The sequence below is a fragment of the Nocardia sp. NPDC050435 genome (assembly GCF_040655395.1).
In the GTDB taxonomy this organism is placed as follows: domain Bacteria; phylum Actinomycetota; class Actinomycetes; order Mycobacteriales; family Mycobacteriaceae; genus Nocardia.
Map to the genome: position 1 here is coordinate 287,980 of NZ_JBFAJW010000011.1, position 25,524 is coordinate 313,503.

General features: G+C 65.2%; 17 protein-coding genes. 13 read left to right on the forward strand and 4 right to left on the reverse strand.

Annotation, left to right across the window (positions count from 1 at the left end; genetic code table 11):
- Positions 1-158: 158 nt before the first annotated feature.
- The 7 genes from AB0I43_RS31360 to AB0I43_RS31390 all read left to right on the forward strand — a co-directional run bounded on the left by AB0I43_RS31360 (position 159) and on the right by AB0I43_RS31390 (position 12,523).
- Positions 159-1,430 (forward strand): LLM class flavin-dependent oxidoreductase, encoded by a 1,272-nt coding sequence (locus AB0I43_RS31360; RefSeq protein ID WP_357433085.1) that lies wholly within the window; start codon positions 159-161, stop codon positions 1,428-1,430.
- Positions 1,431-1,498: 68 nt separating this feature from the next.
- The gene (locus tag AB0I43_RS31365) at positions 1,499-3,145 is read left to right on the forward strand and encodes a fatty acyl-AMP ligase (RefSeq protein ID WP_357433086.1); all 1,647 of its coding nucleotides are present in this window, start codon (positions 1,499-1,501) and stop codon (positions 3,143-3,145) included.
- Positions 3,146-3,154: 9 nt separating this feature from the next.
- The gene (locus AB0I43_RS31370) at positions 3,155-8,599 is read left to right on the forward strand and encodes an SDR family NAD(P)-dependent oxidoreductase (RefSeq protein WP_357433087.1); all 5,445 of its coding nucleotides are present in this window, start codon (positions 3,155-3,157) and stop codon (positions 8,597-8,599) included.
- A gap of 2 nt (positions 8,600-8,601) precedes the next feature.
- Positions 8,602-9,651: an alcohol dehydrogenase catalytic domain-containing protein gene (locus AB0I43_RS31375; RefSeq protein WP_357433088.1), complete on the forward strand. Its 1,050-nt coding sequence runs from the start codon at positions 8,602-8,604 to the stop codon at positions 9,649-9,651.
- A 9-nt stretch (positions 9,652-9,660) separates the two neighbouring features.
- On the forward strand, positions 9,661-10,524 hold the full coding sequence (locus tag AB0I43_RS31380) for a sugar phosphate nucleotidyltransferase (RefSeq protein WP_357433089.1): 864 nt from the start codon (positions 9,661-9,663) through the stop codon (positions 10,522-10,524).
- Entirely contained in the window at positions 10,521-11,858 is a 1,338-nt protein-coding gene (locus AB0I43_RS31385; RefSeq protein WP_357433090.1) for a cytochrome P450, read from the forward strand. Before AB0I43_RS31380 ends, AB0I43_RS31385 begins: the two co-directional genes overlap by 4 nt.
- Before the next feature lie 38 nt (positions 11,859-11,896).
- On the forward strand, positions 11,897-12,523 hold the full coding sequence (locus AB0I43_RS31390; protein ID WP_357433091.1) for a class I SAM-dependent methyltransferase: 627 nt from the start codon (positions 11,897-11,899) through the stop codon (positions 12,521-12,523).
- 25 nt (positions 12,524-12,548) lie between these two features.
- On the opposite strand, the gene AB0I43_RS31395 is transcribed toward AB0I43_RS31390, so the two are convergent.
- A complete protein-coding gene (locus tag AB0I43_RS31395; protein WP_357433092.1) occupies positions 12,549-13,877 on the reverse strand; it encodes an ATP-grasp domain-containing protein in 1,329 nt (442 codons plus the stop codon).
- Positions 13,878-14,410: 533 nt separating this feature from the next.
- On the opposite strand from AB0I43_RS31395, the gene AB0I43_RS31400 reads away from it, so the two are divergent.
- The 3 genes from AB0I43_RS31400 to AB0I43_RS31410 all read left to right on the forward strand — a co-directional run bounded on the left by AB0I43_RS31400 (position 14,411) and on the right by AB0I43_RS31410 (position 19,272).
- Positions 14,411-16,540 carry a YcaO-like family protein gene (locus tag AB0I43_RS31400; protein WP_357433093.1) on the forward strand — a complete coding sequence of 710 codons (2,130 nt, stop codon included), beginning with the start codon at positions 14,411-14,413 and terminating at the stop codon, positions 16,538-16,540.
- A gap of 4 nt (positions 16,541-16,544) precedes the next feature.
- Entirely contained in the window at positions 16,545-18,428 is a 1,884-nt protein-coding gene (locus tag AB0I43_RS31405; RefSeq protein ID WP_357433094.1) for a condensation domain-containing protein, read from the forward strand.
- A gap of 73 nt (positions 18,429-18,501) precedes the next feature.
- Entirely contained in the window at positions 18,502-19,272 is a 771-nt protein-coding gene (locus AB0I43_RS31410; RefSeq protein WP_357433095.1) for a PIG-L deacetylase family protein, read from the forward strand.
- A gap of 63 nt (positions 19,273-19,335) precedes the next feature.
- Here the strand turns inward: AB0I43_RS31410 and AB0I43_RS31415 are convergent, their stop codons facing one another.
- Positions 19,336-20,544, reverse strand: coding sequence for a hypothetical protein (locus AB0I43_RS31415; protein WP_357433096.1), 1,209 nt, complete (start codon positions 20,542-20,544; stop codon positions 19,336-19,338).
- 190 nt (positions 20,545-20,734) lie between these two features.
- Here AB0I43_RS31415 and AB0I43_RS31420 point away from each other — a divergent pair, with 190 nt between their 5' ends.
- Positions 20,735-21,655 carry a 2OG-Fe(II) oxygenase family protein gene (locus tag AB0I43_RS31420; RefSeq protein WP_357433097.1) on the forward strand — a complete coding sequence of 307 codons (921 nt, stop codon included), beginning with the start codon at positions 20,735-20,737 and terminating at the stop codon, positions 21,653-21,655.
- Positions 21,656-21,670: 15 nt separating this feature from the next.
- Here the strand turns inward: AB0I43_RS31420 and AB0I43_RS31425 are convergent, their stop codons facing one another.
- Positions 21,671-22,510 (reverse strand): LLM class flavin-dependent oxidoreductase, encoded by an 840-nt coding sequence (locus AB0I43_RS31425; RefSeq protein ID WP_357433098.1) that lies wholly within the window; start codon positions 22,508-22,510, stop codon positions 21,671-21,673.
- 160 nt (positions 22,511-22,670) lie between these two features.
- Between AB0I43_RS31425 and AB0I43_RS31430 the strand changes: the two genes are divergently transcribed.
- On the forward strand, positions 22,671-23,396 hold the full coding sequence (locus tag AB0I43_RS31430; RefSeq protein ID WP_357433099.1) for a TylF/MycF/NovP-related O-methyltransferase: 726 nt from the start codon (positions 22,671-22,673) through the stop codon (positions 23,394-23,396).
- Positions 23,397-23,406: 10 nt separating this feature from the next.
- On the forward strand, positions 23,407-24,111 hold the full coding sequence (locus AB0I43_RS31435; RefSeq protein ID WP_357433100.1) for an SDR family oxidoreductase: 705 nt from the start codon (positions 23,407-23,409) through the stop codon (positions 24,109-24,111).
- Here AB0I43_RS31435 and AB0I43_RS31440 read toward each other — a convergent pair whose 3' ends face one another.
- Complete coding sequence (locus AB0I43_RS31440; protein WP_357433101.1) at positions 24,112-25,521, reverse strand: amidase family protein; 1,410 nt, start codon at positions 25,519-25,521, stop codon at positions 24,112-24,114.
- Positions 25,522-25,524: the final 3 nt, after the last annotated feature.

Sequence of the window (25,524 nt, forward strand, 5' to 3'; positions counted from 1 at the left end):
TTCTGTAAATCTCACTGAGATGTACATGAGATCCCTTGTACCGCAATGAGTTCAAGGACGGCAGCAGTGCCGGGCGATGCGGTTGACACAATTGCCCGCCGCACGGGCGGCGTGCTATCCATGGGGACGCTTTCGCTGGTGCGTCGATTGAGGGGGCCATGGATTTCGGCATGTTCTTCGAGCTTCAGCTACCGCGCCCGTGGGCCGAGGGGGACGAACAGGCGCTCTTCCAACATGCCCTCGAATGGGCGGAACTCGGTGAGCGGGCCGGTATCGGTTACGCCTGGGCGCAGGAGCACCACTTCCTTGAGGAGTACTCGCATTCCAGTGCGCCGGAGGTGTTCCTGGCTGCGGTCAGCCAGCGCACCCGCAGGATGCGCTTGGGACACGGCGTCAACCTGATGCCGCCCGCCTACAACCATCCGGCTCGGGTCGCCGAGCGGATCGCGACCCTGGACCTGGTGAGCAACGGCCGGGTCGAGTGGGGGACAGGCGAATCCAGCTCGCGGTTGGAGTTGGAGGGGTTTGGTGTCAACTACGTGGACAAGCGGGCCATGTGGGCGGAAGCTGTCCGCGAGTCCACGCGCATGCTCGCCGCCGAGCCGTATCCGGGCTACTCCGGCGAGTACTTCTCTATGCCGGCCCGCAACATCGTGCCCAAGCCCGTGCAGCGTCCGCATCCGCCGATGTGGCTGGCTTGTACGAACCGTGAGACGGTGAAACTCGCCGCACGACTGGGCCTGGGTGCGCTGACGTTCTCGTTTATGGACGGCGCCGAGGCCGCGTTCTGGGTCAACGAGTACTACGACACATTCCGGGCGGAGTGCCGGCCGATCGGGCAGACGGTGAACCCGAATATCGCGATGCTGGCAGGGGTGATGATCGACGAGGACGACGCCGAGGCGATCCGGCGTGGCCTGGCCGGACAGCAGTTCTTCAAATGGGCACTCGCGTACTACTTCCGATTCGGTACCCATCTGCCGGGACGTTCCCGGTTATGGGCCGAGTTCGAGAAGTCGGCCGTGGACCCGATGGCCGGTGTGGCGGCAGTGGGGTCTCCTGCCCGAGTGCGTGAGCACCTCCGGCAGCTGGAAGAGGCGGGCGTGGACCAGGTGATCATGTTGCAGCAGGCGGGGGACTACCCGCATGAGCATGTGTGTCAGACCTTGGAGTTGCTCGGTGCTCGAGTCCTGCCAGAGTTCTTGGAGCGCGGCGAGGAACGCAGGTGCCGTAAGCAAGAGGAACTGGCGCCGTACATCGAGAAGGCCATGCGCAACGTCGTGCCGGTCGAGCAGGCCGAGCCGCAACCGGTAGAGGCGTACCCGGTGCTGTGGGACCGGCTCGGCGTAGACGCCGAGCAGTGGGGCGCCCGGCGTTCCTTGGACGCCGCGCAGATGTGGCGGCTGAACGTCGGCGGCGGCAACCGGTGAGCCCGGCGACACTACTCGATCTCCTGCGCACCAGCGCCACCCGAGAGTCCGGTGGTTACGGGTTCATCGTGGACGGCGAACCGGAGCCGGACAGATTACCGATGGCGCAGCTCTATCAGCGGGCCCGAGCCGTTGCTGCCGAGATCGACGCTCCACCAGGTGCTCGTGCAGTGCTGCTCTATCCACCGGGGTTGGACTTCGTCGTGGCGCTGTTCGCCACGATGCTGGCGGGTGTGGTCGCTGTTCCGGTTTACCCACCGGGCGCGGGCGGTCCGGCGGCCGGTGCGGCGGCCCGGCTGGCACAGGTACTGGCGGACTGCAGGCCCGAGTTGATCCTGACCACGGCCGATGTCCTCGCGGCAAAGGACACGACCGGGATCGGCGCCGAATCGGTGCGGTGGCTGGCGACTGACACCGTCACCGCGGAGATGGCGCCGGGCTGGCAGCCGCCACGCGTGCTCGCCGACGACATCGCGGTCATCCAGTACTCGTCAGGGTCGACCGGAATGCCCAAGGGCGTGGTTCTGCGGCACCGCAATCTGATCGCGAACCTGCTTGCGATCGAGACTGCGATGGGTCTGACGCGCGACAGCGTTGTCGTCGGTTGGGTGCCCTCGTATCACGACATGGGCCTGATCGGGTACATCCTCGCGGCCGTACACACCGGGTGCTGGTCGTATCTGATGTCCCCGTTGGACTTCCTGCGCAGGCCGGCGTTGTGGCTCGAGAGCATCTCCCGGTTGCGCGGGACGGTGGCCGGCGGGCCGAACTTCGGTTATGACCTGTGCCTGCGAAGGGTGACCGACGCTGAACAGGCCGCTGTGGACCTGTCTTCGTGGCGGATCGCGTTCAGTGGCGCGGAGAAGATTCGGCCGGATGTCCTACGCCGGTTCGGCGAGAGGTTCGGCCCTCAGGGCTTGGTCGAGCAGGCGTTGTACCCGTGCTACGGCCTGGCGGAAGCCTGTTTGCTCGTCAGCGGATCGCGGCCGGGCGCGGGACTGGGAAGTGTGTGGCTGGATCGTCGGGAACTCGAACTGGGCAAGGTCTCGGCGACCGCCGATACCGATCCGGATGCTGTGGAGATCGCGACGTGTGGCCGGCCGTCGAAGGGCAACGAGGTGCTCATCGTCGACCCGGCTGCCGAGACCTCGCTGAGTACGGATCAGGTTGGTGAGGTGTGGGTACGCGGCCCCAGTATCGCTGGTGGGTACTGGCGTCAGCCGGAAGTATCCGCGGCGACCTTCGGTGCAACGCTCGGTGACGGCAGCGGACCGTTCCTGCGGACTGGCGATCTCGGGTTCCTACATGACGGGGAGCTCTACCTGACCGGCCGTATCAAGGATCTGCTCATCGTCGGGGGCCGTAATATCTACCCGACCGATATCGAGGCGGTGGTCCAGGCGGCCGACCGCCGCCTTCGCGCCGGGTGCGGCGTCGCGATCGAACTGCCAGGGCCCTCGCGCGACCTCGTGGTCGTCATTCAAGAGACCGCTGAGCAGGACGAAGACGAGCTCGCCTACCTATCGGTGGCGGCGCGCCGCTCGGTGGCGGAGCGGATGGAACTCGTCGTCGACACGCTTGTCCTGGTCGAACCGCGCACCGTCCCGAAGACCTCCAGCGGGAAGCTGCGACGGTCCGCGGCCCGTCAGGCCTACCTGGAAGGTCTGCTGTCCCCGCGGTACGAATGGCGCCTGCCCGGTGTCGGAGAGGCGTAGATCCGCACGATGTATTCGAACCCAACACACCTGCGCGACTGGTTGATCGAGCGGGTCGCGTCCTACTGCGGAATACCGGCCGCCGAGGTTGATCCGGGTCTGCCGTTCGCCGCCCTCGGCCTGGACTCATCCGCAGTGACCGAACTGGCCGCGAACCTATCTGGTCACCTCGGCCGCGCTGTTCATCCGGCGATACTCTTCGAGCACCCGACCGTCACCGGCCTCGTGGCCCGGTTGGTGAGCAACCCCTCGCTCGTGCCGGTTCGGACCACACGGGCGCCGCAGGCCGATGCGATCGCGATTGTGGGCATGTCGGCGAGAGTGCCCGGGGCGCCGTCGCTCGATGCGTTCTGGCAATTACTGTGCGACGGTACGGATCCCATCACCATGGTGGGCCGGGACGGCTGGAGCCGAGATGGGCTGTCCGCGGGTGAGCTTGGGGCGTGTTTCGCGGGCTTGATGTCCGATGTGGATCGTTTCGATGCGGGCTTCTTCGGCATTCCGGATGAGGAAGCCCGCCGGATGGATCCGCAGCACCGACTGCTTCTGCAAGGTGTCTGGGAGGCATTTGAGGACGGGGGGATCGTCCCCGACCGGCTGCGCGGCACGTCGACCGGTGTGTATGTCGGCATCTCGTCCAACGAGTACGGGCGGCGGCAGGTCGGTGTCGTCGAGAACGCCCACGCATTGACACCGACCGGAAATGCGTTGTCCCTCGCGGCCAACCGGGTGTCGTACCTGTTCGACCTACGCGGGCCGAGCGTGGCGGTAGACACCGCCTGCTCGTCCTCGATCGTCGCGCTGCACCTCGCTGTGCGCGCGTTGCGCACTGGTGAATGCGAGACAGCAGTGGTTGCGGGGGTGAATCTGGTACTGGAGCAGGACATCTCCATGGCACTGGCGCGGGCCGGCATGCTCGCGCCGGATGGGCGCTGCCGGAGCTTCGACGCCGAAGCCAAGGGGTATGTCCGGGCCGAAGGGTGTCTGTCCGTCGTCCTCAAGCCCTTGGCCGCGGCCGAGGCCGCTGGGGATCGGATATATGCCGTGGTCAAAGGCACCGCGGTGAACCAGGACGGTCGATCCAACGGCCTGACCGCCCCCAACCCGGCCGCGCAGCAGGCGGTACTCGCTGCGGCGTACGCGGACAGCGGAGTGACACCGTCCGAGGTGCACTACGTCGAATGTCATGGGACCGGTACTCTGCTCGGCGATCCGATCGAGACCCGGTCTCTGGGCAGCGTGGTCGGTGTGGGACGTGAACGGCCCTGTCTGATCGGGTCGGTCAAGTCCAACATCGGCCATCTCGAGGCCGCCGCGGGATTGGCCGGGTTGGTCAAGGTCGCACTCGCGCTGCGGCACGGCTATATCCCGGCCACGTTGCATTACCAGAAGGTCAACCCGCACATAGATCTGCGGAAATTGGGGTTGCAGGTGGCAGCAGCCGGTCTGAAATGGCCGGACGGCGGGTTCACGCGTCTTGCCGGTGTGAGCAGTTTCGGATTCGGCGGAACGAACGCCCATGTTGTGCTAGCCGGGGCGCCCGCGACTGATCAGGAGATCCGCGCGACGACGGGCCCGGTGCTGGTCCCAGTGTCCGCGCGCGACCCGCAGGCTCTCATGGACGCGGCATCGGCCCTTTCGGACAGGCTGGCGAGAGCGGCGGACCTGTCCGCTGTTGCCGCGACTGCCGCGCTCCGTCGCTCGCACCATCCGCACCGCTTGGCGGCGGTCGGGGCCAGTGCACGGGAGATCATCGGAGTGTTCCGAGACGCGGTTCCGGCCAGTGTGCGGATCTCTGACGATGCCCCGCTGGTATTCGCCTTTTCCGGGCAGTCCGCGTTCGCATACGACGATCTGCGCATTCTTGCCGAAGCCGATGACCGTGTCGGCGCGACGTTGCGCCGGTGCGACGAGGTGATGGCGGACATCGCGGGCTGGCATCTGCTCGATCTGCTGCGCAATCCCGAAGACCCGGCGCTGAACCGGCCGGACGTGGCCCAGCCGGTCGCGGTCGCGGCCCAACTGGCGCTCGCCGCGATGTGGGGCGGTCTGGGCGTTCGTCCGCACGCGGTGATCGGCCATAGCCTTGGTGAGGTCTCGGCCGCAGTCGTGGCCGGTGCGCTCACGTTCGCGCAAGGCCTGCACGTCGCCTTCGAACGTGGCCGGGCCGTCCAGCAGAGCTTGGGCACCGGCAAGATGCTGGCGTTGGCGGTCAGTGAAACCGAGGCCCTGGGCCTGGTGACCAAATACGCGAACCGGATCGCGCTCGCCGCGGTGAACAGCCCGCAGGCGGTCGTGCTTTCCGGCGCCGCCGAGGCGCTGGCGGAGATCGGACATGAGCATGAGTCGGCGGGCGGGATCGCGAGGTGGATCCCCGTCGACTATCCGTCGCACAGTCCCTGGATGGCTGGTGCCTCGGGGGATCTGCGGTCGGCGCTAGCTCACCTGCAAGCTGCCCCCGCTCGAATCCCCTTCTTCTCGACGGTGACCGGTACGGGCTACGACTCGGTACTGGACGCCGGGTACTGGGCGGACAACCTACGGCAGCCGGTCCGATTCGCTCGGGCCGCGGCGCAGCTGCTCGAAGCCGGTGCCGCTGCGTTCGTGGAGCTCGGACCTCATCCGACCCTGCGCACACCGCTGCGTCAGCTGGACAGCCCGCCGCCGTTATTCGTGTCCACGATGGAACGCGGAACCGAGCCTTGGCGGCATGTCCTGGAAGGCTTGGCCACGCTCTATGAAGCCGGTGTAGACCCGCGATGGGACCGGGTCGCCCAGCCCGCGCCCAGGACCGACTTGCCCACCTATCCATGGCGCCGCAACAGCTACTGGATCCCCCGGTCGACCGCCCGGCGCATGGCGGGACATCCGTTGCTGGGTGCGAAGCTGGATCTGGCGATGGGCGGCGATGTATGGGAGTTGGTGGTCGCGGATGAGCCGCCCGCCGTGACCGCCGGTCATGTGATCGATGGCAATGTGATCATGCCCGCGGCCGGTTTCGTGGAGATGATGCTGGCCGCCGGACGCGAGTTGGGTATCGCAGGCGTCCTCGAAGCCCGAGATATCCGCTTCCACGCCTTTCTCTCCCTGAGTGGTGGACCACTGCGCGTGCAGACCGTGGCGGATCTGGAAGGATCGGGTTACGCCATCCGCGTTCTCGCCAAACCCGTCGAGGGCGAGAAGTGGCGACTTCATGCGACCGCCACGGTGGTCGCCGCTGCGGCAGGCGAAGTCGCCGAGCCGGATTTGAGCGCAGCGCAACCGGTTGCGACCGGGGACATCTACGCGGCCTTCGAGGCGGCTGGGGTGACCTACGGCTCGGACTATCGGATGCTGCGTGACATTCGGGTGTCTGGGCGCACCGCCGCGGCCACGCTCACCGGTTCGGGAGCCGAGGCCGGACTCGTCCTGGATCCCAGACTGCTGGATGCGGCATTCCAGCTGAGCCTTCCCGCGGCGGGGCTCGGCACGGGCGCGCGACTCGTGCCCGAGCGGATCGGCAGTGTCGTACTCGCCGCAGTGGCGAGCCCGAGCAAGGCGTGGGCCACGGTCACGGGGGACACAGCCGATGTCGCGCTGGTGAGCGCGACCGGCCGCCCGGTTGCGATCGTGCGGGGCATCGAGGCCGCCGCCCCCCGGATTACCCACCGGCCGCGGAGCTTTCGATACGAACCGGTGTGGCGAGCGCAACCTCGTTCCGGCCCCGATGAGTCCTTTGCCGACGGTATCTGGCTGGTGGCCGCGCATACTGCACAGGCGGCCGAAGCAGTCAGCGAGAGACTTCGGGCCGAGGGAGCGGCCGTGCACGCGGTCGTGACCGGCGATCGGTACTCCTACCAGGCCGCCGGTGTGTCCATGGTGGACTTTCGGCTTCGAGCCCAGTGGTCACGATTGCTCAACGAGCCCGGAGCCTTCGCGGCGGACACGCTCAACGTGGTCTATCTGGCGAAGGACATGGATCGGTTCGATCCGCACGCAGCGCTCGAAATCGTCCAGAGCTCGGCGGCGCTGGTTCAGGCGTTGTCGGTGAAGACGCTGGCACACCGGAGATGGTGGATCGTCACGCGAGGATGTCACGCCGTATCGCCGGATGAATTGGTGGTCGGTGCGGCCGGAGCGGGGGTCTGGGGGCTCGCCAGGGTCCTGCCGTTCGAACTGCCGCTGGTACAGACGCGATGTGTGGATCTGCCCTCGGCAGCACATCCAGCGGACGGCGTCGACGAACTGCTCGACGAACTGTCCCGGCCCTCCACCGAGTCGGAGGTGGCCTTGCGCGCTGGCCGGCGATATGTGGCCAGGTTCGTCGTCGCCGCTGAGGCCACGGCTGATGCGGGCATCCTGATCCGTGCAGATGCGGCTTATCTGATCGCAGGCGGGTTGGGCGCGCTCGGTCTGCGGGTCGCTCGCTGGCTCAGCGAACAGGGCGCCCGCCATATCGGAGTGATCGGACGGCAGACCCCCTCACCGTCCGCTGCCGGTGTCCTCGCGGGCTTGTCCGCGACAGTGCATGTCTTCAGCGGTGACGTGGGCGATCTTGGGTTTGTCGAAAACGCCGTCGCACGGATGCGCGCACATGCGCCGCTGGGCGGAGTGGTGTCGGCAGCCGGTGTGCTCAGGGATGGTCCGTTGCTGGAGATGAGCGCCGATGCGTTGGCTGCGGTCATGTGGCCCAAGGTCATGGGTGCCGCTTGCCTGGACGCGGCGACCGAGGGGGACGAGCTGGACTGGTTCGTGCACTTCTCCAGCGCCGCCGCACTGCTCGGCTCGCCGGGGCAGGCGGCTTACTGCGCTGCCAACGCCCTGGCGGATTCTTTCGGCGCATGGCAGCGTTCCCGTGGCCGCAACGCTGTTGTCATCAATTGGGGGCCGTGGGGTGCGGCCGGGCTCGCGGTCGACGCGGTTCGCGACGGCAATCGAATGGCAGCCGCGTACACGGCTCTTGAGCCGGCCGATGGTATCCGCGCGCTCGGGCAACTGCTCGGCGAGCGACGGCCGCAGACCCTGGTCATGCCAACCAACCTACGGAACCTCGTCCAGTACTTTCCCAGCGCACTGGGCATCGACCGGTTCGCGGAGATCACGGCTGGAAACGAAGCACTGTTGCGCGGCACCGGCCTGGGAGTTCAGCGTTCCGGGCGGCCGTCGCTCAAGCAGGCATATGTCGCACCGCGTACCGATCTGGAGCGGCGCATCGCGGACATCTGGCAGAACAGCCTCGGCTTCGAGCGGGTCGGTGTGCACGACGGGTTCTTCGAGCTCGGCGGTGACTCGGTGTTCGCAAACCAGCTGGTTCTCGAGGTCAACCGAGTACTTCGGGTCAGCCTCGATCCGGCGGCGGCGTTCGAGAATCTGACCGTCGCACACCTCGCGGGGCTGGCCGAACAGGACATGCTGCGGCAGCTGGCCGGGCTGACCGATGAGCAGGCCGAAGCCCTGCTGCGTGAGGGAGAATGATCGTGCGAGGCACTGTATTTCGTGGTCCTTACCAGGTTGAACTGCGCGATCTGCCCGTTCCCCGGGTGCGCGACGCCAGGGATGCCGTCGTCCGGGTCACCGCATCGGCCATCTGTGGTACCGATCTGCATCCGTACCGGGGCGAATTACCAGAGTTCGATGTCGGGACGGTGCTCGGCCACGAGTTCGTGGGGGTCGTCGAGGAGGCCGGGGACGAGGTCGCCCATCTGGTCGGGCAGCGCGTGGTCGCGTCCGACCTGGTGGCCTGCGGCCGTTGCCGGATGTGCCGGTTGGGCTGGCACTATCAGTGTCACGAGGCCACGCTGTTCGGATATTCCACGGTGGTCGGGCGGTCGATCGACGGCGGCCAGGCCGACTATGTGACGGTTCCGTTCGCCGACGTGGTGCTCACACCCTGCCCGGATGAGCTCACCGACGAGCAGGCGCTGTTCGCCGGGGATGTCCTCGCGACCGGGTACATCGCGGCCGAGCGGGCGCAGATCCCGTTGGGCGGCACGGTCGCGGTGATCGGCGCGGGCACCGTCGGCCTGCTCGCCGGGATGTGCGCACAAGCGCGCGGAGCGGCCGCGGTAGTGATCGCGGATCCCTCGCCGGCCCGGCGCGCCGCGGCAGCGCGCTGCGGGTTCTCGGCGGCGAGCCCGGAGCAGTTGGCGGCGACTATTGCGGATGCTTCGTCCGGCCGCGGCGCGCAATCGGTCATCGAGGCGGTCGGGAGCGACGCCGCGCTGCGCCTCGCGGTCGAGAGCACTGCGCCACGCGGCACGATCGTGGCCGTCGGTGCCCATCATTCGGATGCGGCGCCCTTGGACGCGGGGCGCGCGTTCGGCCGGGAGTTGACCTTGCGATTCGCGGTCGGCGACCCGATCGCGGTCTGGGATGAGGTGTTCGCACTGGTCAGAGCTGGCCGGGTGGACCCGACGACGGTGATCTCGCATCGCCTGCCGCTCGCGGAAGTCGAATGCGGGTATCAGCTCTTCGATCGGAAGGAGGCGACGAAGGTTGTCCTGGTCTGTGGCGACGTCGCCGGATAGGTCGACGAAGTGAAGGAGATCGCTATCACTGAATACATCCTGCCGGTAGAGCGTTCGACGGGCGCCCGGCTGGTCCCGCGCCCGGCGACTGCCGAGCCGGTGACTCGAATACCGCCCGAGGCCGGAACGCGCAGCGCACCAGAGCACGTGGTGATCATGGCGGGCGGGCGGGGGCTCCGTTTGCACCCGCATACGCTGACGAGCCCGAAGCCGTTGGTGACGCTGGACGGACAGCCGATCGTCGAGATCATTCTCCGGCAGTTGCGAGGATTCGGCATCACGCATGCGACATTGTGCGTGAGCCACCTGGCGTCGATGATCGAGGATTTCCTTGGCGAAGGTACTCATCTGGGCCTATCCCTGGACTACTACGTCGACCCCGATCCCCTGGGTACCGCAGGACCGCTCGCGGCGTTGCCCGACTGGGACGCACCGATCGTCGTGATGAACGCGGATGTGCTGACGGCGTTGAACTTCGGCGACCTGTACTCGACACACCAGGACCGCGGCGCGGTGCTCACGGTGGCCGCTCATGTGACGGAGACGCCGATCAGCCAAGGGCTGCTGGCGCTTTCGGGCGACAGTGTGCAGGGCTTGTGGGAAAAGCCCCGGTTGGAGCTGGATGTCTGTGCCGGTGTTTACGTGCTCTCGCCCGAGGCACGTGCGGAGATCCCCGAGGGCAGGCGTTGGGACATGACCGACCTGATCCAGTCGCTACTCGCCAAGGGGTGCCCGGTCGTCGCGCACCGCTTCACCGACGCTTGGCACGATATGGGCACCCCCAGCGGCCTTGAGCAGGCGCGGCGCTCCTTCGCGGAGCATCGGTCGGATTACCTGCCAGGACTTTCTCACGCAACCGGATCGCGCGCATGAACGAGAACGCACTCGATGCCATCCCAGGGCCACGTGGCCCGGCCATGTGGCGCGTGCTGGCCGGTCTGCAGCGTGACCCTGTAGGCACATACTTGCGCAACCATGCCAAGTATGGCGACGTGATCCGCTTCCGAGAGCTGGGCGGCGCGTCATGGCTGTTCGTCGCGCACCCGGACGCGGTAGCCAGGGTGCATCAGGGAAACCATCCCAACTATGGCCGCGGCCGGCTGAACGTGCCGTTTGCCAAGCTGCTGGGGAATGGCTTGCTCACCAGCGAGCGAGATACGTGGACCGCCCATCGCCGCACCCTCGCACCGCCGTTTCGCGCCGAGCACCAACACGACTTCGGCGACACCGTGCGGACGGTGACCGACAGCATGCTGACGCGCTGGCATACGCGGATCGGACAAGCTTTCGACATCTGCCATGACTTGGAGCGATTGACGTTCCGGGTGGTCTCGCGGGGGATGTTCGACCTGGACCTCGGTGCCGAGGAAGAGCCGGTGCTGTGGCACCTGACCGAGGCGCTGGCCTACGTCAGCGGGCAGAGCTTCCGGATGTACCCGCTCCCGGCCTGGCTGCAGGCTCGCGGTCAGGCGCGTTTCGAAGTCCACGTCGCGGCGTTAGACCGTGCCGTCGAACGTGCGACGAGCGGGCAGCGGGGTGGTGTGCCCGGCAGAGGCCGGGTCATGCAAGCCCTGCTGGAATCGGATCTACCGCCCCGAGCGGTCCGCGACGAACTGCTGACGATGTTACACGCGGGTCAGCACACCGTTGCCAGCTCGATCGCGTTCGCGCTGTACCTGATCGCTACCCATCCCGAGGTCGACGCCCGGTTACGTGCCGAGCTGGCCGGGCTGGGCGGGCGGGCGCCCGGGGTCGACGATGTGGCCGGGCTGCCGTATCTGCGGAATGTGCTGTCCGAGACGATAAGGCTCTATCCACCGGCGTGGGGTGGGGTCCGCGAGTCGCTGGGGGAGGATAAGCTCGGCGGGTACTCGGTGCCTGCGGGGACGGCAGTGGTGTTCTCCCAGTACGTCACCCACCGGCATCCGGTGTTCTGGCCCGATGCCGAACGGTTCGACCCGGACCGGTTCACCGAGGCTCAGTCGGCCACTCGCCCCCGGTTCGCGTACTTCCCGTACGGCGGCGGTCCACATCTGTGTATAGGCCAGAACCCCGCACAGTTAGAGCTGGCCATCGTCGTGGCGATGGTGCTGCAACGGTACCGGTTACGGATGGCGCCTGGTGCCAGGGTCGTGCCTCGTGCGCTGCTCGATCTGGTGCCCAATGCCGTGCCGGTCGTACTGGAACTCGCCGAGAGAGCATTGTGATGGGGAGCAGGCGTGCCGCATACGCCCGGCGCTTGGCGGTGGCGTCACTCGATCGTGGCGACCCGACTGGTTGGTTCGAAGAGTTGTATGACGCGGCCCTTCGCGGAGAAACGAAAGTTCCGTGGGCCGACCTCGCGCCGAACAAGTATCTGGTCTCGTGGAGCGCGCAGCGGTCCGGTTGCGGGAAGCGCGCGCTCGTGGTGGGTTGCGGATTCGGTGACGACGCGGAGTTCCTCTCCGAACTCGGGTACGACGTGGTCGCGTTCGATGTGGCTCCGACGGCGATCGGAAATGCGCGATCTCGATTCGCCGGATCCAAGGTCGACTACGTGGTGGCGGATATTCTGGACCCACCACCGGAGTGGCGTGCGAGCTACGACCTCGTGTTCGAGGCGTACACGGTTCAGGTGCATCAGGCGTCGGCTCGGGCTGAGGCAATTCGTCGCATCGCGGCGATGCCCGCGCCAGGAGGAACTCTGCTCGTCCTGGCACATTCTCGCCGGCTCGATGGCGAGGCAGGCCCGCCGTGGCCGCTCACTCTCGCCGAGGTCGAGTCATTCGCTGTCGATGATCTCGCACCCGTCGAGATCGCCGAGATCGCCGACGCAATCCCGCCAGGGCAACGATGGCGGGGGGAGTTCCGTCGGCCGACCTCGGATCAGTAGGGCCACCGTTGCAGCCGTGGGCTGATCACCTGATGGCAGCCTTCGCAAGATGCGCTGCGATTCGTTCTTGGGTGATCGCGGCGTTGTGCTCTGCCCCGGCCGCGTTCACGCCGCCGGTCACGATGCCATAGGAGGGTTTGTAGTGATTCAACAGGCGGATCGCGGTCGGGAAGACCGTCACACCTTCGTCCTGTAGCTCCTGGAAGGCAGGTCGCAGGTCACTGTAGGACAACTCGGCCGACCCCGCGGCGGGAACCGGCAGTGCGTGCGCGGCGTGAGCTACGGCCTGCCGATCCGTATTCCAGCGATCGAGCAACGGTATCCACTGGGTGCCGCCGGTCCGGCGGGCGTTGAATTCGGTGACGTGGAGGAGGCCGCGATCATCGAGCAGGAAGTCGATGCCGAACCAGCCACGGAATCCCATCCGTATGGCGATCGCCGCGATGCGACGGGAAAGGTCGTCGATCTCTTCGGCCACAGCCTGGCTGATCAGTCCCGCGCCTATGTTGACGCTGACAAAGCGATGGCTGTCGACCGTCATCACGCTGAGGACCAGGTCTGCGACACCTTCGTCGGTCAGGAGCATGTCGACGGCCGGGTTGGCGTGCTCCTCGTGGTGCGGTAGGTACTCCTGAACCAGCAGGGGGAACAGACGTAGCAGTGGGTCGTCGCGAAGCGAGCGCCAGAACATCTCCAGCCCCGCCGGGCTGGGCTCGACGACGGAGGTGCCTTCACCCGAGGCGCCGTATCTACTGCGAACGATGGCCTTCTTCCGTTGTGTCCGAAACAGTTCCAGCGCGCCACGCAGCTCCGGCCAAGTGTCCGCGGATATGGTGGAGGCCACCCGCAGCCCCGGTACTTCGAGAGCAAGATCCACACAACTCTGCTTCGAGTCGAAGTACAGGCTCGACCAGTAGTTCTCGGCCTCGGGTACATCGAGGAGGACTTCGTGTCCGAATCCGCGAATGGCTGTGATCAGTCGGTACAAATCCTCGGTGGCGCCCCACGACGCCAGCTGAACCCGTTGGTGATCACGCAGATGATCACGGAGTTGTGCCATGGCACCCACGTCCGCGAGCAGATCCTCGGTGATCCGGCCGGTGCCTCGCGCCGGTGACAAGACCGGTGGCAGACTGTCTTCCAGCGCTCGGTGGACGTCGGTGAACCAGCTGCGATCGATGCCGGACGGCATGAGCAGAATCCGTGGATCCATTGTCCAAAAGGCGCTTTGCTCAGCCATTGCTTCGCCATAAACGATGAAGTTGTTCTCCGTCGCCGGATCGAGGGCCAACCGTGGATGGCGGATGTTGAACTCCGCGATGTTGGGGACGACCAGTGTGATGGTGTCGGACATGGATTCCCGTCGTCGGTCTGAGTGCATATCACTGTCGAGCACGGGTTATGCCACAGTTATTCAGCGGTCGGCCAGCTCAATCTATTGAGAGTGGCGTGTCGTGGTCCGGGCATTCGTGCTTCCACAGATAATAGCCGTTCTCATGAAGTGTGCAGAGTTGACACTTCGGACCGGTGCTGGGTAGGTTCCGGTTCGAGCTCGCCGAGAGCTCGAATAAAATATGAAAGGAGGGGTTCCGATGTTCGGTATTACGAAAATGTCGCGTGCTGTCGGCTCCGATAAGGGTCGGCAGTGTGTGAAGCTGGAATACGCTATCAGGCGCGCCGCGACCGAATGGCAACCAACGCTTCCCGCGCATGACCACAGCATCTTGGGTGCACGTTTCCACTGGCAGTAAACGTGGTGAGTGTGGCTGGTAAATCCCGCCACACTTTCGTTTCATACTCGTTCGAAGGCTACCGGAGATATTCATGCGAGCACATCCGGCTCCGATCGGAGTCGAAATTTACGCGCTTCGGCAGCAAGAGTCGCTGGTGCGCACCCCCAATGGTGAGATATTCGAGATCAACATGATGCCGGCGGCACTCGATTCGGCATTGCAATTGTGCGACGGCACCCGCTCTTTCGACGAAATAATCGAGCAGACCGGGCCGGGCTTCCGGTCGATACTGGAAGTCCTGGCAGATCGACCGGGCGATTCGACAGAACGGGCCATATCGTCCCCTGTCGTGGTTGTCGGCGTTCCTGCCGCACTCGATGTGTGGCAACATCAACAGGCGATAGACGCCGACCAGTGGCAGCCCGGTTTGGACCCGAGTTTCCTCGAGCGAACGCCTGGGGGCACGGTCGTCGTCACCGTCCACGCCCGCCGCGATCTCGACGAGTTGCGCCGATGGGATTCCGCAGTAAGCGAATCCGAAGTGGTGTGGGTTCCGGTAGTCCTGGACTACAACGTGGCGTGGCTAGGGCCCGCGGTGCGAGTCGGCTGTGCGCCGGTCTATCAGGACGTGCTGGACCGAAGGTTGGCAGCCTCGTTCGATCTCGACATCACCGAGGCCCGGATGGCCGCGCCCGTCGGCACCCCGCTACCCGAGACGACGGCGGATCTGGCCTGGCTCGGCGCTGTGGTCGCTCGCCAGGTGAATCGATTGCGCGCGAACCAGCCCTGCGCGCTGTTCGGAAACGAACTCGAATTGGATCTCGACACCGGCGCCCTCCGGCTGCACCCCGTTCTGCCGATGCCGGACCGCGCACATGTGCCATACCGCAACGACATGGTGAGCGGACCCGATCTCCTGATGGACAAGCTCACGGGTCTCGTGGCCGAAGTGGAGGATGTGCCGCTACTGCCCGAGATGCCCAGGAGTTTGATCACTGTCGCGGCACGGGTGGGAGACGTCCGGCGACTCGGCGTCGAGTGGGGTGTGAACACGATCGCGGGGTGCAGCATACTGGGCGGGTCCCGTGAGCACGCGCTGGCGGCGACCGTCGGCGAATCCGTCGAACGCTACGCTGGCAACTGGATTCAGCTGGATCGCACGGTCACGGCGTCGTACCGCCAGATGTCCAGCCGTCCCGAGCGGGTTCTCGATCCCAGCTCCGTGGCCCTCTTCTCGGACTCCCAGTACGCCATCCCCGGAATGCCCTTCGTTCCCTTTACCCACGATATCGAGGTGCGTTGGGTACTCGGCAGATCCGTCTCCTTCGATGAGCCAGTGTGGGTTCCGGCGAGTATGGCGTGGGGAAACTACAACCTCGGATCCACCCGTGACGAGCCCGCTGTGCACCCCACTTTGTACGCGGGTCTCGCTGCGGGCCCGACCTCTGAAGAAGCCATACGGGCTGGACTCGAGGAGGTCCTCGAGCGCCACGCCTCGATGTGCTGGTGGTCGCATCAGGCCTCGATCCCCCGGGTGCGGTTGAATGACGAGCTGGATCGGCTGCTGCGGGATACCGACGCGGCACCCCGTCTGGAGGGCTGGCTGCTGCACGTGCGAAATCGCTTCGGGCTACCCGTTATCGCCGGTGTGGTGAATGACGAGCGACGTCAGCTCACGACCGTGGGCTTTGCCCTCCGCGAGGATCGCGAACTGTGCGCGAAGAAGGCTCTCGGAGAGGCGCTGTCGAACTTCCTGTGGGCCGTTGATCTCCTGAACGAGCATGGCGCGTATTGGAGCGAACTGCGCGAGGCCACCGATATCCGGGGACGCAGCGGCAAACTCGGCTATCTTAAACCGTGGCGCGCCGACAGACGCTACCTCGACTCGTTCCGCGCCGATTTCCGTGACGTCGGTGATCTCGAGTCGCAGATACAGCTCAATTGTGACCCGCGAGCCCGCGCAAGAGCGCTTCCGGTGTTGGCAGGCCAGGGTGTACACGACTTGTCGAGCGTCGACAACCTCACGGACCGCTCGTTGCTGAGCTACCGTGCAATTGTCGAATCGCAGGGTTTCGAGATCATTACCGTCGACCTCACCACGCCGGATGTGCGACTCAGTGGCCTGAGTGTGGTTCGAGTGCTGGTGCCGGGCCTGGTCAATAATTTCGCCGCGGCGTTTCCGTTGTGGGGAAACGACATTATCGCCGGGGAAGCCGCACTACTCGGATGGGACAGCGCGGCGGGAACCTCCGGCTTGAACACCTTCCCGATGCCACATGCTTGAGGCCGTGGCATCACCGAACGTCGCGCCATTGAGTCAGCGCCAGTTCAGGTTCTGGTACGAATACCTGACCGCGGCGCCGGATCGGCGAGGATATATGCACCACACCCTCGTGGTGCCGGTCGATCCATCGATAACCACACGGGATGTGCAGCGCGCGCTCGATGTCGTCGTTTCGCGACACGACATGCTCCGGACCACGTTTCAGGTCACTGAGTCCGACGGCCTGGTGCAGCGGGTTGACCCAGCGGCCGCGAGCACCCTGGTGGTGCTCGACCTGTCGGATCCGGCGGACTTGCGGGACTCGTCGGCAGCCGTGGTGCGCGAATTCATCTGGCGCCCTATGGATCTGAGAAATGACCTGCCACTTCGCGTGGCGGCGATTCGGGTCGCGGGCAGGTTGGCCGAGATTCTGCTGGTCGTGCATCACGTCGCGATCGACAAGCATTCGATTTCGGTACTGCGTACCGAGTTGGCGGCAATGTTGCAGAAGGCCTCCGCGCCGGCAATCGATCTCGCTGCTCGGGAACCAGGAGTTCTCGCCGATCTTGTCGCAGCGGAGTCGTCGGATTCGGTGGCCACTAGACGCAGGAGGGCGCGAGAATACCTCGGTAAGAACTTGAATCGCATTCCGAGCGTGAACTTTCCCTACGCACGCAGCGGTGATCAAGGCATACAACGCGTGGCTGAGATCAAGTCGAGCGTACTCGCCAACGCCCTGTCGAGGCTCAGCAGAAGTGCCGGGGTGCCTTTGTCTGCCGTGACTTTGGCGGCACTGAGCGTCGCCGTCCGGGCCTACACCGGGGGCGATGTGGTGGTGTGGGAGTCTCTGGTGGACAACCGGCCGTCAACCCTGCCCGAGCACACCGTCGGCTGTTTCATGGATTTCGCGTTCACCATCGTTGATTCGGGCGATGCGCGGACGTTCACAGAGTTTGCGCGAGAAGTGTTGTCCGCCATCCTCGTTGCGCACAGGTACAGCGACTGCGATTACGCCGACCTGGTCGAGGCCGAGGTGCACACGACGCTGGCGCGCGGAGCGGGATCCGAGGGCGATATGGTCTACAACTTCAGGTTGAAGGGACGTCCCGGCACGGACCTGTCCGATGCCCCGGCGGTCGAGAACCCGCCTTCGCAGATCATCTGGAGCGAACGACTCGACCCCGCACTGGTATTCGTTTCCGTGCACGACCGTGACGATTTCACCCTGTCCCTGGCGGTCCGTTCGGCAGTTGTCCCGGAGCAGGACCACCGCGACATCGTAGCTACGCTGGAGCGGATAGTGCAGCGAGCCACACATGATGCGGACATCAGCGTCGCCCACCTGATCGCGGAAACGGCCCCACCGCACTGGCCGAGACAGCCGGATTGGACCCTAGTGTCCAGAAACCGATGGGTAGATCTCGGCGCCATTCGGGAGACCTTCGAAGGATTCCCTGACGTCGCCGCGGCTCACCCGGCCGTCGCGCCGACCGGCGATCTCACCGTGACGATCGATGTCGCCACGGAAGACCCGAGTTCGACACTGTATTCACCGACGATGCTCGACACGCCTGGACTGGCAATGCCGGACAGCATCGTTGTGCGTGCCCAAGGATGCGAGTCGAGACATTTCACCGGCGCGGACCTTCGTAGCGCCACTCACAGTATGGTTCCGGCGGCGGAAGCCATACTGCTCGAGGCCCTCCGTGATACCGGCGCGCTCCGTGACGCCGACCCGACGTTGAGCTATGTCGAACAAGGCGGGAGAGCACGGGATCTGATCGCGGTGCACTACGCGCTGGCCGATCGCGGCTTCCCGGATATTGCCCCGAAGAGTCTGCTCGGGCCTGCGACGCTTCGACAGGTCGCCGCGGCGTTCGGTCAATGGCCCGCCTGCGCGTCTCGATGACGGCTTCCGCGGGTGATCGCGTAGCCACGCACCTGCTTGCTACGGAGGAGAATCAGTAGTTAAGGTCGCGATCATGGGGAACTCTGCACGGACACTGCAACCGCTGCGCGAGGACTGGCAGCGTGCGCTGTGTGTAGTCGCGCATCCGGACGATCTCGAGTACGGGGCGGCCTCGGCGGTAGCCCGCTGGACCGCCCAGGGCAAAGAGGTCAGCTACCTGCTCGCCACGCAAGGCGAGGCGGGCATCGACGGTGTTCCTCCGGAGAAGGCCGGCCCGCTGCGCATCGCGGAGGAACGAGCCGGCGCGCTGAAGGTGGGGGTCGACAGCGTCGAATTCCTGGACTATCCCGACGGAATGGTGGAGTACGGGTTGCCGCTGCGGCGTGATATCACGCGAGTCATCCGGCGGCGCAAGCCCGATGTCATCGTGAGTTACGCCTTCACCGAGCGGTTGGCCGGGCGCATCACCAATCAGGCCGACCATCGTGCGGTCGGGTCGGCGGCCCTGGATGCTGCGCGGGATGCGGGCAACAGATGGATCTTCCCGGAGCTGGTGACGGACGAGGGCCTGCAACCGTGGACCGGGGTACGTTTCGTGTGTTTCGGCAGCGCCCCGCAGCCGAGCCACGGTGTCGATGTCACAGAATTCCTGGACGCCGGAATCGCTTCGCTCAGTGCGCATCACGAGTACATGCTCGGACTCGGCGCCTCCGCGTTCGATCCCGTCGACCTTTTGACCAGCGCCGCCACCGCGTACGGTGAGCGCCTCGGCGTCCACCGCGCGGTAGCGTTCGACGTCTTCGAGATCATCCCAAACACCGCGACACTCGACATCGAGCATTGAGCCCGGTGTGACCGGCTGTCGGCGGAGCTGGACTTCGAACACCGGCGGCTGTCTCGATAGATGTCATAGGGGTACAACTGATCCGCTGTAGCTGACGTCGAGCTCCGACCGCACCTTGCCGCGTTGCCGGTCCCACCATGCGGTGCCAAGCAGTTCGGTACCGATGCGGTCGTAGGCCTCAAGTACCCGCACATCGAGCGAGTCGGCCGTGGCGGCCTGTGTCGCGATGCGTTCGGCCCATTCGTCCTTGCAGGCGCAGTCGATCTCGGTCAATCTGGTGACGACGCCGAATCCCGCTCCGGCGTTGAAAGCATCGAGGCCCCGGATCACGGTCTCCCGGCACTGGGGGCAGGTGGTCGGCGCATCGCGCAGCGGATCCGATACCTGATCAAGCCGATGCGGGTCCGTCGGCGAGGCTGAGTACCAGGAAAGCGCGACCGAGCGCGTTGTTTCAGGCCCCAGCCGCCGCAGCGTTTCCACCAGCGACCACAGCGATGGCACCCGGTAGATGTTTCTTTCCCAAAGCCATTCCTGCAACGTCCAGCCTTTGACGTTGGAAGGGAACAGCACACAAAGGTGGCTGCCGTTGGTCAGAGCCCAGCGAATGGTGCCGACAGTGGACTCGATGGCCTCCTCCTCGGTCAGGAAGGGGGCGCCGAGCAGGATATTGCTTACCGGGTACGCGCCGTGTTCGCGCAGTGTCGCGGTGGCGGCGCGATAGCTCTCGGTACTGAGCGATTTGCCGACGCAGTGCGCCTGCACCCAAGGGTTCGCTGTTTCCAGTCCGAGGTTGACGAACAGTCGCTTGCCCCGGAGCCGATCGACCGTCTCCTCGATCAACGCGGTGGATAGGGTTTCCGGGCGCGACTCGCAGGAGAAGATGTTCGCGTCGGTCTCGGCGGCCATATCGAAGATCGCATCACGTGCCTCGGCGGGCACCTCGGAGACATCGAACATGTTGCCGAACGGCGAAATCCCCAGTGCGTCGTAGTGATTCTGTTCGCGCAACGCCTCTCGGACGCTGGAGATGATGTTCCCGGTATCGACTCGCTCGGCTGCGGCGTAGTTGCACATGGTGCACTCGCCCGCACGGTCGAAGCGACAGCCGAACGAGCGGAAATAGACGAAGGTGAGTGTCCGTTCCACACTGGGGCGGGGGTCCATCGTGACCTGTTGCCGCCGCACGGCATAGCGCCAGTTCTCCTGTTCGCGCGGTCGTCGCGCTCTGATAGAGATATTCGCCTTACGAATCAGTGAATTCGCTTGGAACACTCGCGTACCCCTTAGCTGTCATGATGCGGCGGCCGAAGCGAGTCTGGGCTACACGCGCGCCAAATCGGCTTTCCCCGAACGACCATACGATGCTGCGGTTGCTTGTTCAAAGGGCTTGTCGCGCAGGCGTATCAGCATTCGGCGGGCGAGGCATTGCTTCGAATTGGAAGCGCTGGCACGATCCGTTGACATGAATGCTGCAGACGACGCCATAGCGGTCGTTGACCTGTCCGGGTGGCGCACGAACGCCGACGAGAAAGTCGCCCTTCAGCTCACGGAATCGTTCCGACGCACCGGATTCGCGTATGTCACGGGCCATGGCGTGCCAATGCAGACGATCGCTGATGCTTTCGACGCCGCTCGTCAGTTGTTCGGTCAGAGCGCGGAAGAACTGGCCTCAGTGCACTATCGGCACGCCAACAACTACCATGGTTACGTGCCGCCCGGGGTGACCCCGGTAGGGCTGCATGAACTCTACGACTGTGGGATGGAAATTCCCACCACCTACCGGGGGCCGGGCGATGTACTGCAGGCTACTCCCAACCTGTGGCCGCCCAAGCTTCCTGGCTTCCGGCCGGCGATCCAGCAGTACCAGCATGCAGTGCGCGAGCTCGCCGACTCCGCATTGTCCGCCATCGCGTTCGGCTTGTCGCTGCCAACGGACTTCTTCGGAGTTCGCTGTGCGGAGCCCCATGCACAGATGCGGTTGCTGCACTACTTGCCGGCACCCGAAGAGCCCGAAGATGTCTTCAGCGTCGGCCGGCATCGCGACTACGAAGTGGTGACCGTACTCGCTCAGGACGAAGTCGGCGGTCTGCAGGTTCGAGGACGCGACAAACAATGGATCGACGTTCCTCCGATCGAGGGCGCGCTGATGCTCAACTCCGGCGATGCGGCGGCCCGGTGGACCAACGGCGTCATACCGGCCACACCGCATCGTGTGGTCAGTCCGAAGAACGACGAGCGGTTCGCGATCGCGTTCTTCTATGCCACCAGTTACGACGTGGTGATCGAACCTGTTGTGGCTGCGGATAATCCGGATGCGCCATCATTCGAACCGATCACCACCGGAGCCTACATGTGGAAGCGGTTCACCGAAGAAGGCATCTGAAAGGTCTGCGGATGGCTATCCGATCCGGGGCGGTCCCGCGTCGACGATCTTGAGTGACAGTTCCAACGGGTCGAAATGGATCAGTGATTCCATCCACCAGGTCATCCCGGCTTTGTGCAGTCCGTGGACGTCTACCTCGATGGGTTCTTGCCACGCATGGCTGGCGTTGCCCGCGACGGCGACGTCGAATGGCCGGTCGCCGATGAGTCCGGTCTTGTGCGCCGACGCGAGGATTGCGGTGAGCTCTTCAGGTGTGAGCCGATGCCCCTCCGGGTTGGGGAATATCCCGTCACAGCCGGCGGCCCGTCGCAGGACTTGCGGTTTGGCCGTCGAACAGCCGACCCAGATCGGGATGCGGTGTGGCGCAGGCGTTGTGCGCTTGAGTCGGACTGTGTAATGCACGCCATCGTGCTCAGCGGGATGACCAGACCGCATCGTCTTGATGATGTCCAGTCCTTCGTCATACAGCGCTGCCCGTGTCCGCAAGTCAGCTGGTTCACCGAAACGACTGAAATCTCCGGACTCGTCCGAACCGAGCCCGGTACCCAGGACGAAACGGCCGCCGGACAACAGGCTGAGCGTCTCCGCGTGTCGCGCGACAACCCATGGGCGCCGCCGGGCAAGTGGGGTGACCATGGTGCCGAGCCGGATCCGGTCCGTGGCATGGGCGATCGCACCCAGCGTTGTCCACGGGTCGACGATCGGCATGGCATCGGTCACGAGGTGGTCCCACAGGAACACCCCGTCCCACCCGGCGGCTTCCGCGCGTATCGCCAGATCCACCAGGACAGTGGGATTTCCGAAGGGTCCGAATGGTGGCAGATAGACGCCGTGCCGGAGCGATTTGTTGGGCAAGAGAGGTCTCCGTGATATCTTTAGGCAGCCGAAACAACGGTATGCTATACCCTACGAGACTCGTCCCCCTCGTACCCGCGCGCCACGCGCGCATTGTGTCTTCCCTTTCCCTTTACCGCCAGAGCGCGTGAATACGAGGAGTGTGGCTTTGATCAGGCAAATGTTGAAGAAGGCTCGTTACTCCAAGGCGTTCCAGCAGGTGCACCGGACGGTGACCTTGGAGTCGCAAGAACGGATGCTGGACATGGCATTCGCGTTTGCGCGCTGGGGACGACTACCCGGTGACTATCTCGAATTCGGTGTATACGACGGCTGGACGTTGACCGCGGCATACCATCTCGCGCAAAAGCATGGGTTGCGGGAGATGCGCTTTCTCGGCTTCGACTCGTTCGACGGCCTGCCAATCAGCGACGATGTGGACCGCTATCCCTTTCAGCAGTTCACACAGGGCCAACTCCGCTGTGACCAGCCATCAGTCGTCAGGAACCTGCGGCGCGACGGTGTCGACATGTCCAAGGTCGAACTCGTGAAGGGGTGGTACAGCGAAACCTTGAGCGATGAGACCAGACAGCGGTTGAACTTGCGGCACGCCGCGGTGGTCTGGGTGGACTGCGACCTCTACGCGTCGACGGTTCCGGTGCTGGACTTCATCCTTCCGGTCCTGCAGGACGGCACCGTGCTGATCATGGATGACTGGTTCCTGTTCCGCGCGCATCCGGACCGGGGCGAGCGGAAGGCGTTCGACGAGTGGCTCGCACGTAATCCGGATATCGAGGTCACCCCCTTCGTCAAGCCGGGCTGGCACGAAATGTCCTTCATCGCACATCTGCGTGGTCAAAGGGCGCCGCTCGAGCAGTTGGTCGAGTCGCGTTCGATCGCACACTGAGTGGCGTGTCATGCAGATCGACGGATCTGTAGCGTTCGTGACGGGCGCGAACCGTGGCCTCGGTCGCGCGTTCGTACAAGCTCTGCTTGCGCGCGGCGCCGCGAAAGTTTATGCGGGAGTGCGGACACCGAGTGCGGTGTCGGAACTCGACGTCATCCCAATCGAATTGGACATCACCGATCGTGAGCAAGTCGAAGCGGCGGCCGCATTCGCGAGTGACGCTGACATAGTCGTCAACAGTGCGGGCATCGCGACGCCCGGCCGGCCGCTGACGGTATCGCTCGCCGATGCCCGCCGGGATCTCGAGGTCAACGTGCTGGGGACGTTGTCCGTCGCCCAGGTATTCGCGCCGGTGCTGGCCGCCAATGGCGGGGGAGCGTTGGTCACCATGCTGTCTGTCATGTCGTGGGTGACGGCGCCCCCGATAAGCGTCTACGCAGCATCCAAGGCCGCGAGTTGGTCGTTGACCAATGCGCTGCGCATCCAGTTGCGTGACCAGAACACACTGGTCACTGCCGTCTACTGTGACTCCGTGGCCACTGATATGACGGCAGGGTTGGCCAAGCCGATGCTCAGCCCGGCCGAGGTGGTCTGTCCGGTGCTCGCGGCCGTCGAGGCCGGGGCCGAGGAAGTTCTCGTCGGCGAGTACACCCGGACGGTCCGAGCCTCCCTGCCAGACGAACTCCAGCTGCTGTATCCCGACGGGCATCGATAGCTATCCTGACCTGCGCCAGTTGGGGGCACAGACCGGAGCGGGCACGAGATCGGCCAGTCGCGCTGCCAAAGCCAACGTGGTCTTGTCCTCGAGATAGGCGCCGGCAACGGCGACCCCCACCGGCAGGCCCCGGCTGTCGCTGCCGATCGGCACCACCGTGCTCGGCAGATAACTGACTCCGGTCAAGCCCGCCCAGACGATCTGGTCCCAATACGGTCGTGATGCACCGTTCACGCGGATGTCGCGGTCTTCGAATGGTCGATTGTCGAGTCGTGGTACGAGATTCGGTGTGACGGGCAGCAGGATGGCGTCGTAGCCGGTGAAGAACTCCGCCCACCGCAGCCGCATCTGTGCGCGTCTCTCGTCCGCGGCAGACCACTCCCGGTGGCGCTGTGCGATGAACTGCGCGCCCAGTTCTGCCCCCGCGGATTCTTTGCCCGCCGCGATCCGCTCCAGCCGCTGTGCAGAGTACCCGCTGGACGCCGCGCCGGTGAGCATCCGGCGGAATACTTCGTCGCTGGCCGCTAGCGAGATGTCGAGGCCCAGCTCTTCCGGTGTGCCGACATCGACTCGGATCCCGTCGTCGCGTAACGCGTGCACGGCTGCGGAAACTGCGGTCTGAACTTCTGCGTCCACGGGACAGTAGGCATCGTCGAGCCAGGCGGCTACTCGACGGATGGGCCGTGGCTTCGGCAGCGTGAGGTGCCATCCTGGCCGATCCATCGGGCTCGGCCCGGCAATGATGTCCAGGAGCAAAGTCAGATCCGGGACCGACCTGGCCAACGGCCCGATGACCGCCATGTCGGGGGCCAGGTACTTGCGGGGGTAAGGAATGTGACCGTGCATCGACACGATGCCGAAGCTGGGTTTGTGCCCGGCAACGCCGCAGTACGCGGCGGGTAGTCGGATCGAACCGGCCACATCTGATCCCAGCTCCGCGGGGGTGAGTCCGGCGGCAACCGCCCCGGCCGCGCCGCCGGAAGACCCACCGGTCGTGTACTCCCGGTGCCAGGGATTGCGCGCCACCGGGAACAACGGGCCCCCAGTCTGGACGTCCGCCGCGTACTCGGGCAAGTTGGTCTTGCCGAACACGATCGCCCCCGCATCGCGTAGAGCCATGACCACCTGGGCGTCCTCGACGGGCACATGGTCGGCGAAGTCGGGCGTTCCGCCCGTTGTTCGCAGTCCCGCGGTGGACAGGCTGTCCTTCACGGTCATGGCGACGCCGTGTAGTGGCCCGAGGGATTCACCATGTGCGACCGCCTCATCGGCCTGGAGCGCTGCAGTGTCCGCCCGCTCATCGAGGGTGACGACAAAGCCGAGATCCTGGTTCAACTCGGTGATCCGGTCTCGCTGCGCAGCGAGGTACTCTCGGGCGGACAGCCGTTTCGCGGCGATCTCGGCGGCCACCAC

Coding starts and splice junctions, on each gene's coding strand:
- AB0I43_RS31360 (WP_357433085.1), top strand. CDS start 159: ATGGATTTCGGCATGTTCTTCGAGCTTCAGCTACCGCGCCCGTGGGCC.
- AB0I43_RS31420 (WP_357433097.1), top strand. CDS start 20,735: ATGAATGCTGCAGACGACGCCATAGCGGTCGTTGACCTGTCCGGGTGG.
- AB0I43_RS31410 (WP_357433095.1), top strand. CDS start 18,502: ATGGGGAACTCTGCACGGACACTGCAACCGCTGCGCGAGGACTGGCAG.
- AB0I43_RS31385 (WP_357433090.1), top strand. CDS start 10,521: ATGAACGAGAACGCACTCGATGCCATCCCAGGGCCACGTGGCCCGGCC.
- AB0I43_RS31435 (WP_357433100.1), top strand. CDS start 23,407: ATGCAGATCGACGGATCTGTAGCGTTCGTGACGGGCGCGAACCGTGGC.
- AB0I43_RS31395 (WP_357433092.1), bottom strand. CDS start 13,877: ATGTCCGACACCATCACACTGGTCGTCCCCAACATCGCGGAGTTCAAC.
- AB0I43_RS31370 (WP_357433087.1), top strand. CDS start 3,155: ATGTATTCGAACCCAACACACCTGCGCGACTGGTTGATCGAGCGGGTC.
- AB0I43_RS31430 (WP_357433099.1), top strand. CDS start 22,671: ATGTTGAAGAAGGCTCGTTACTCCAAGGCGTTCCAGCAGGTGCACCGG.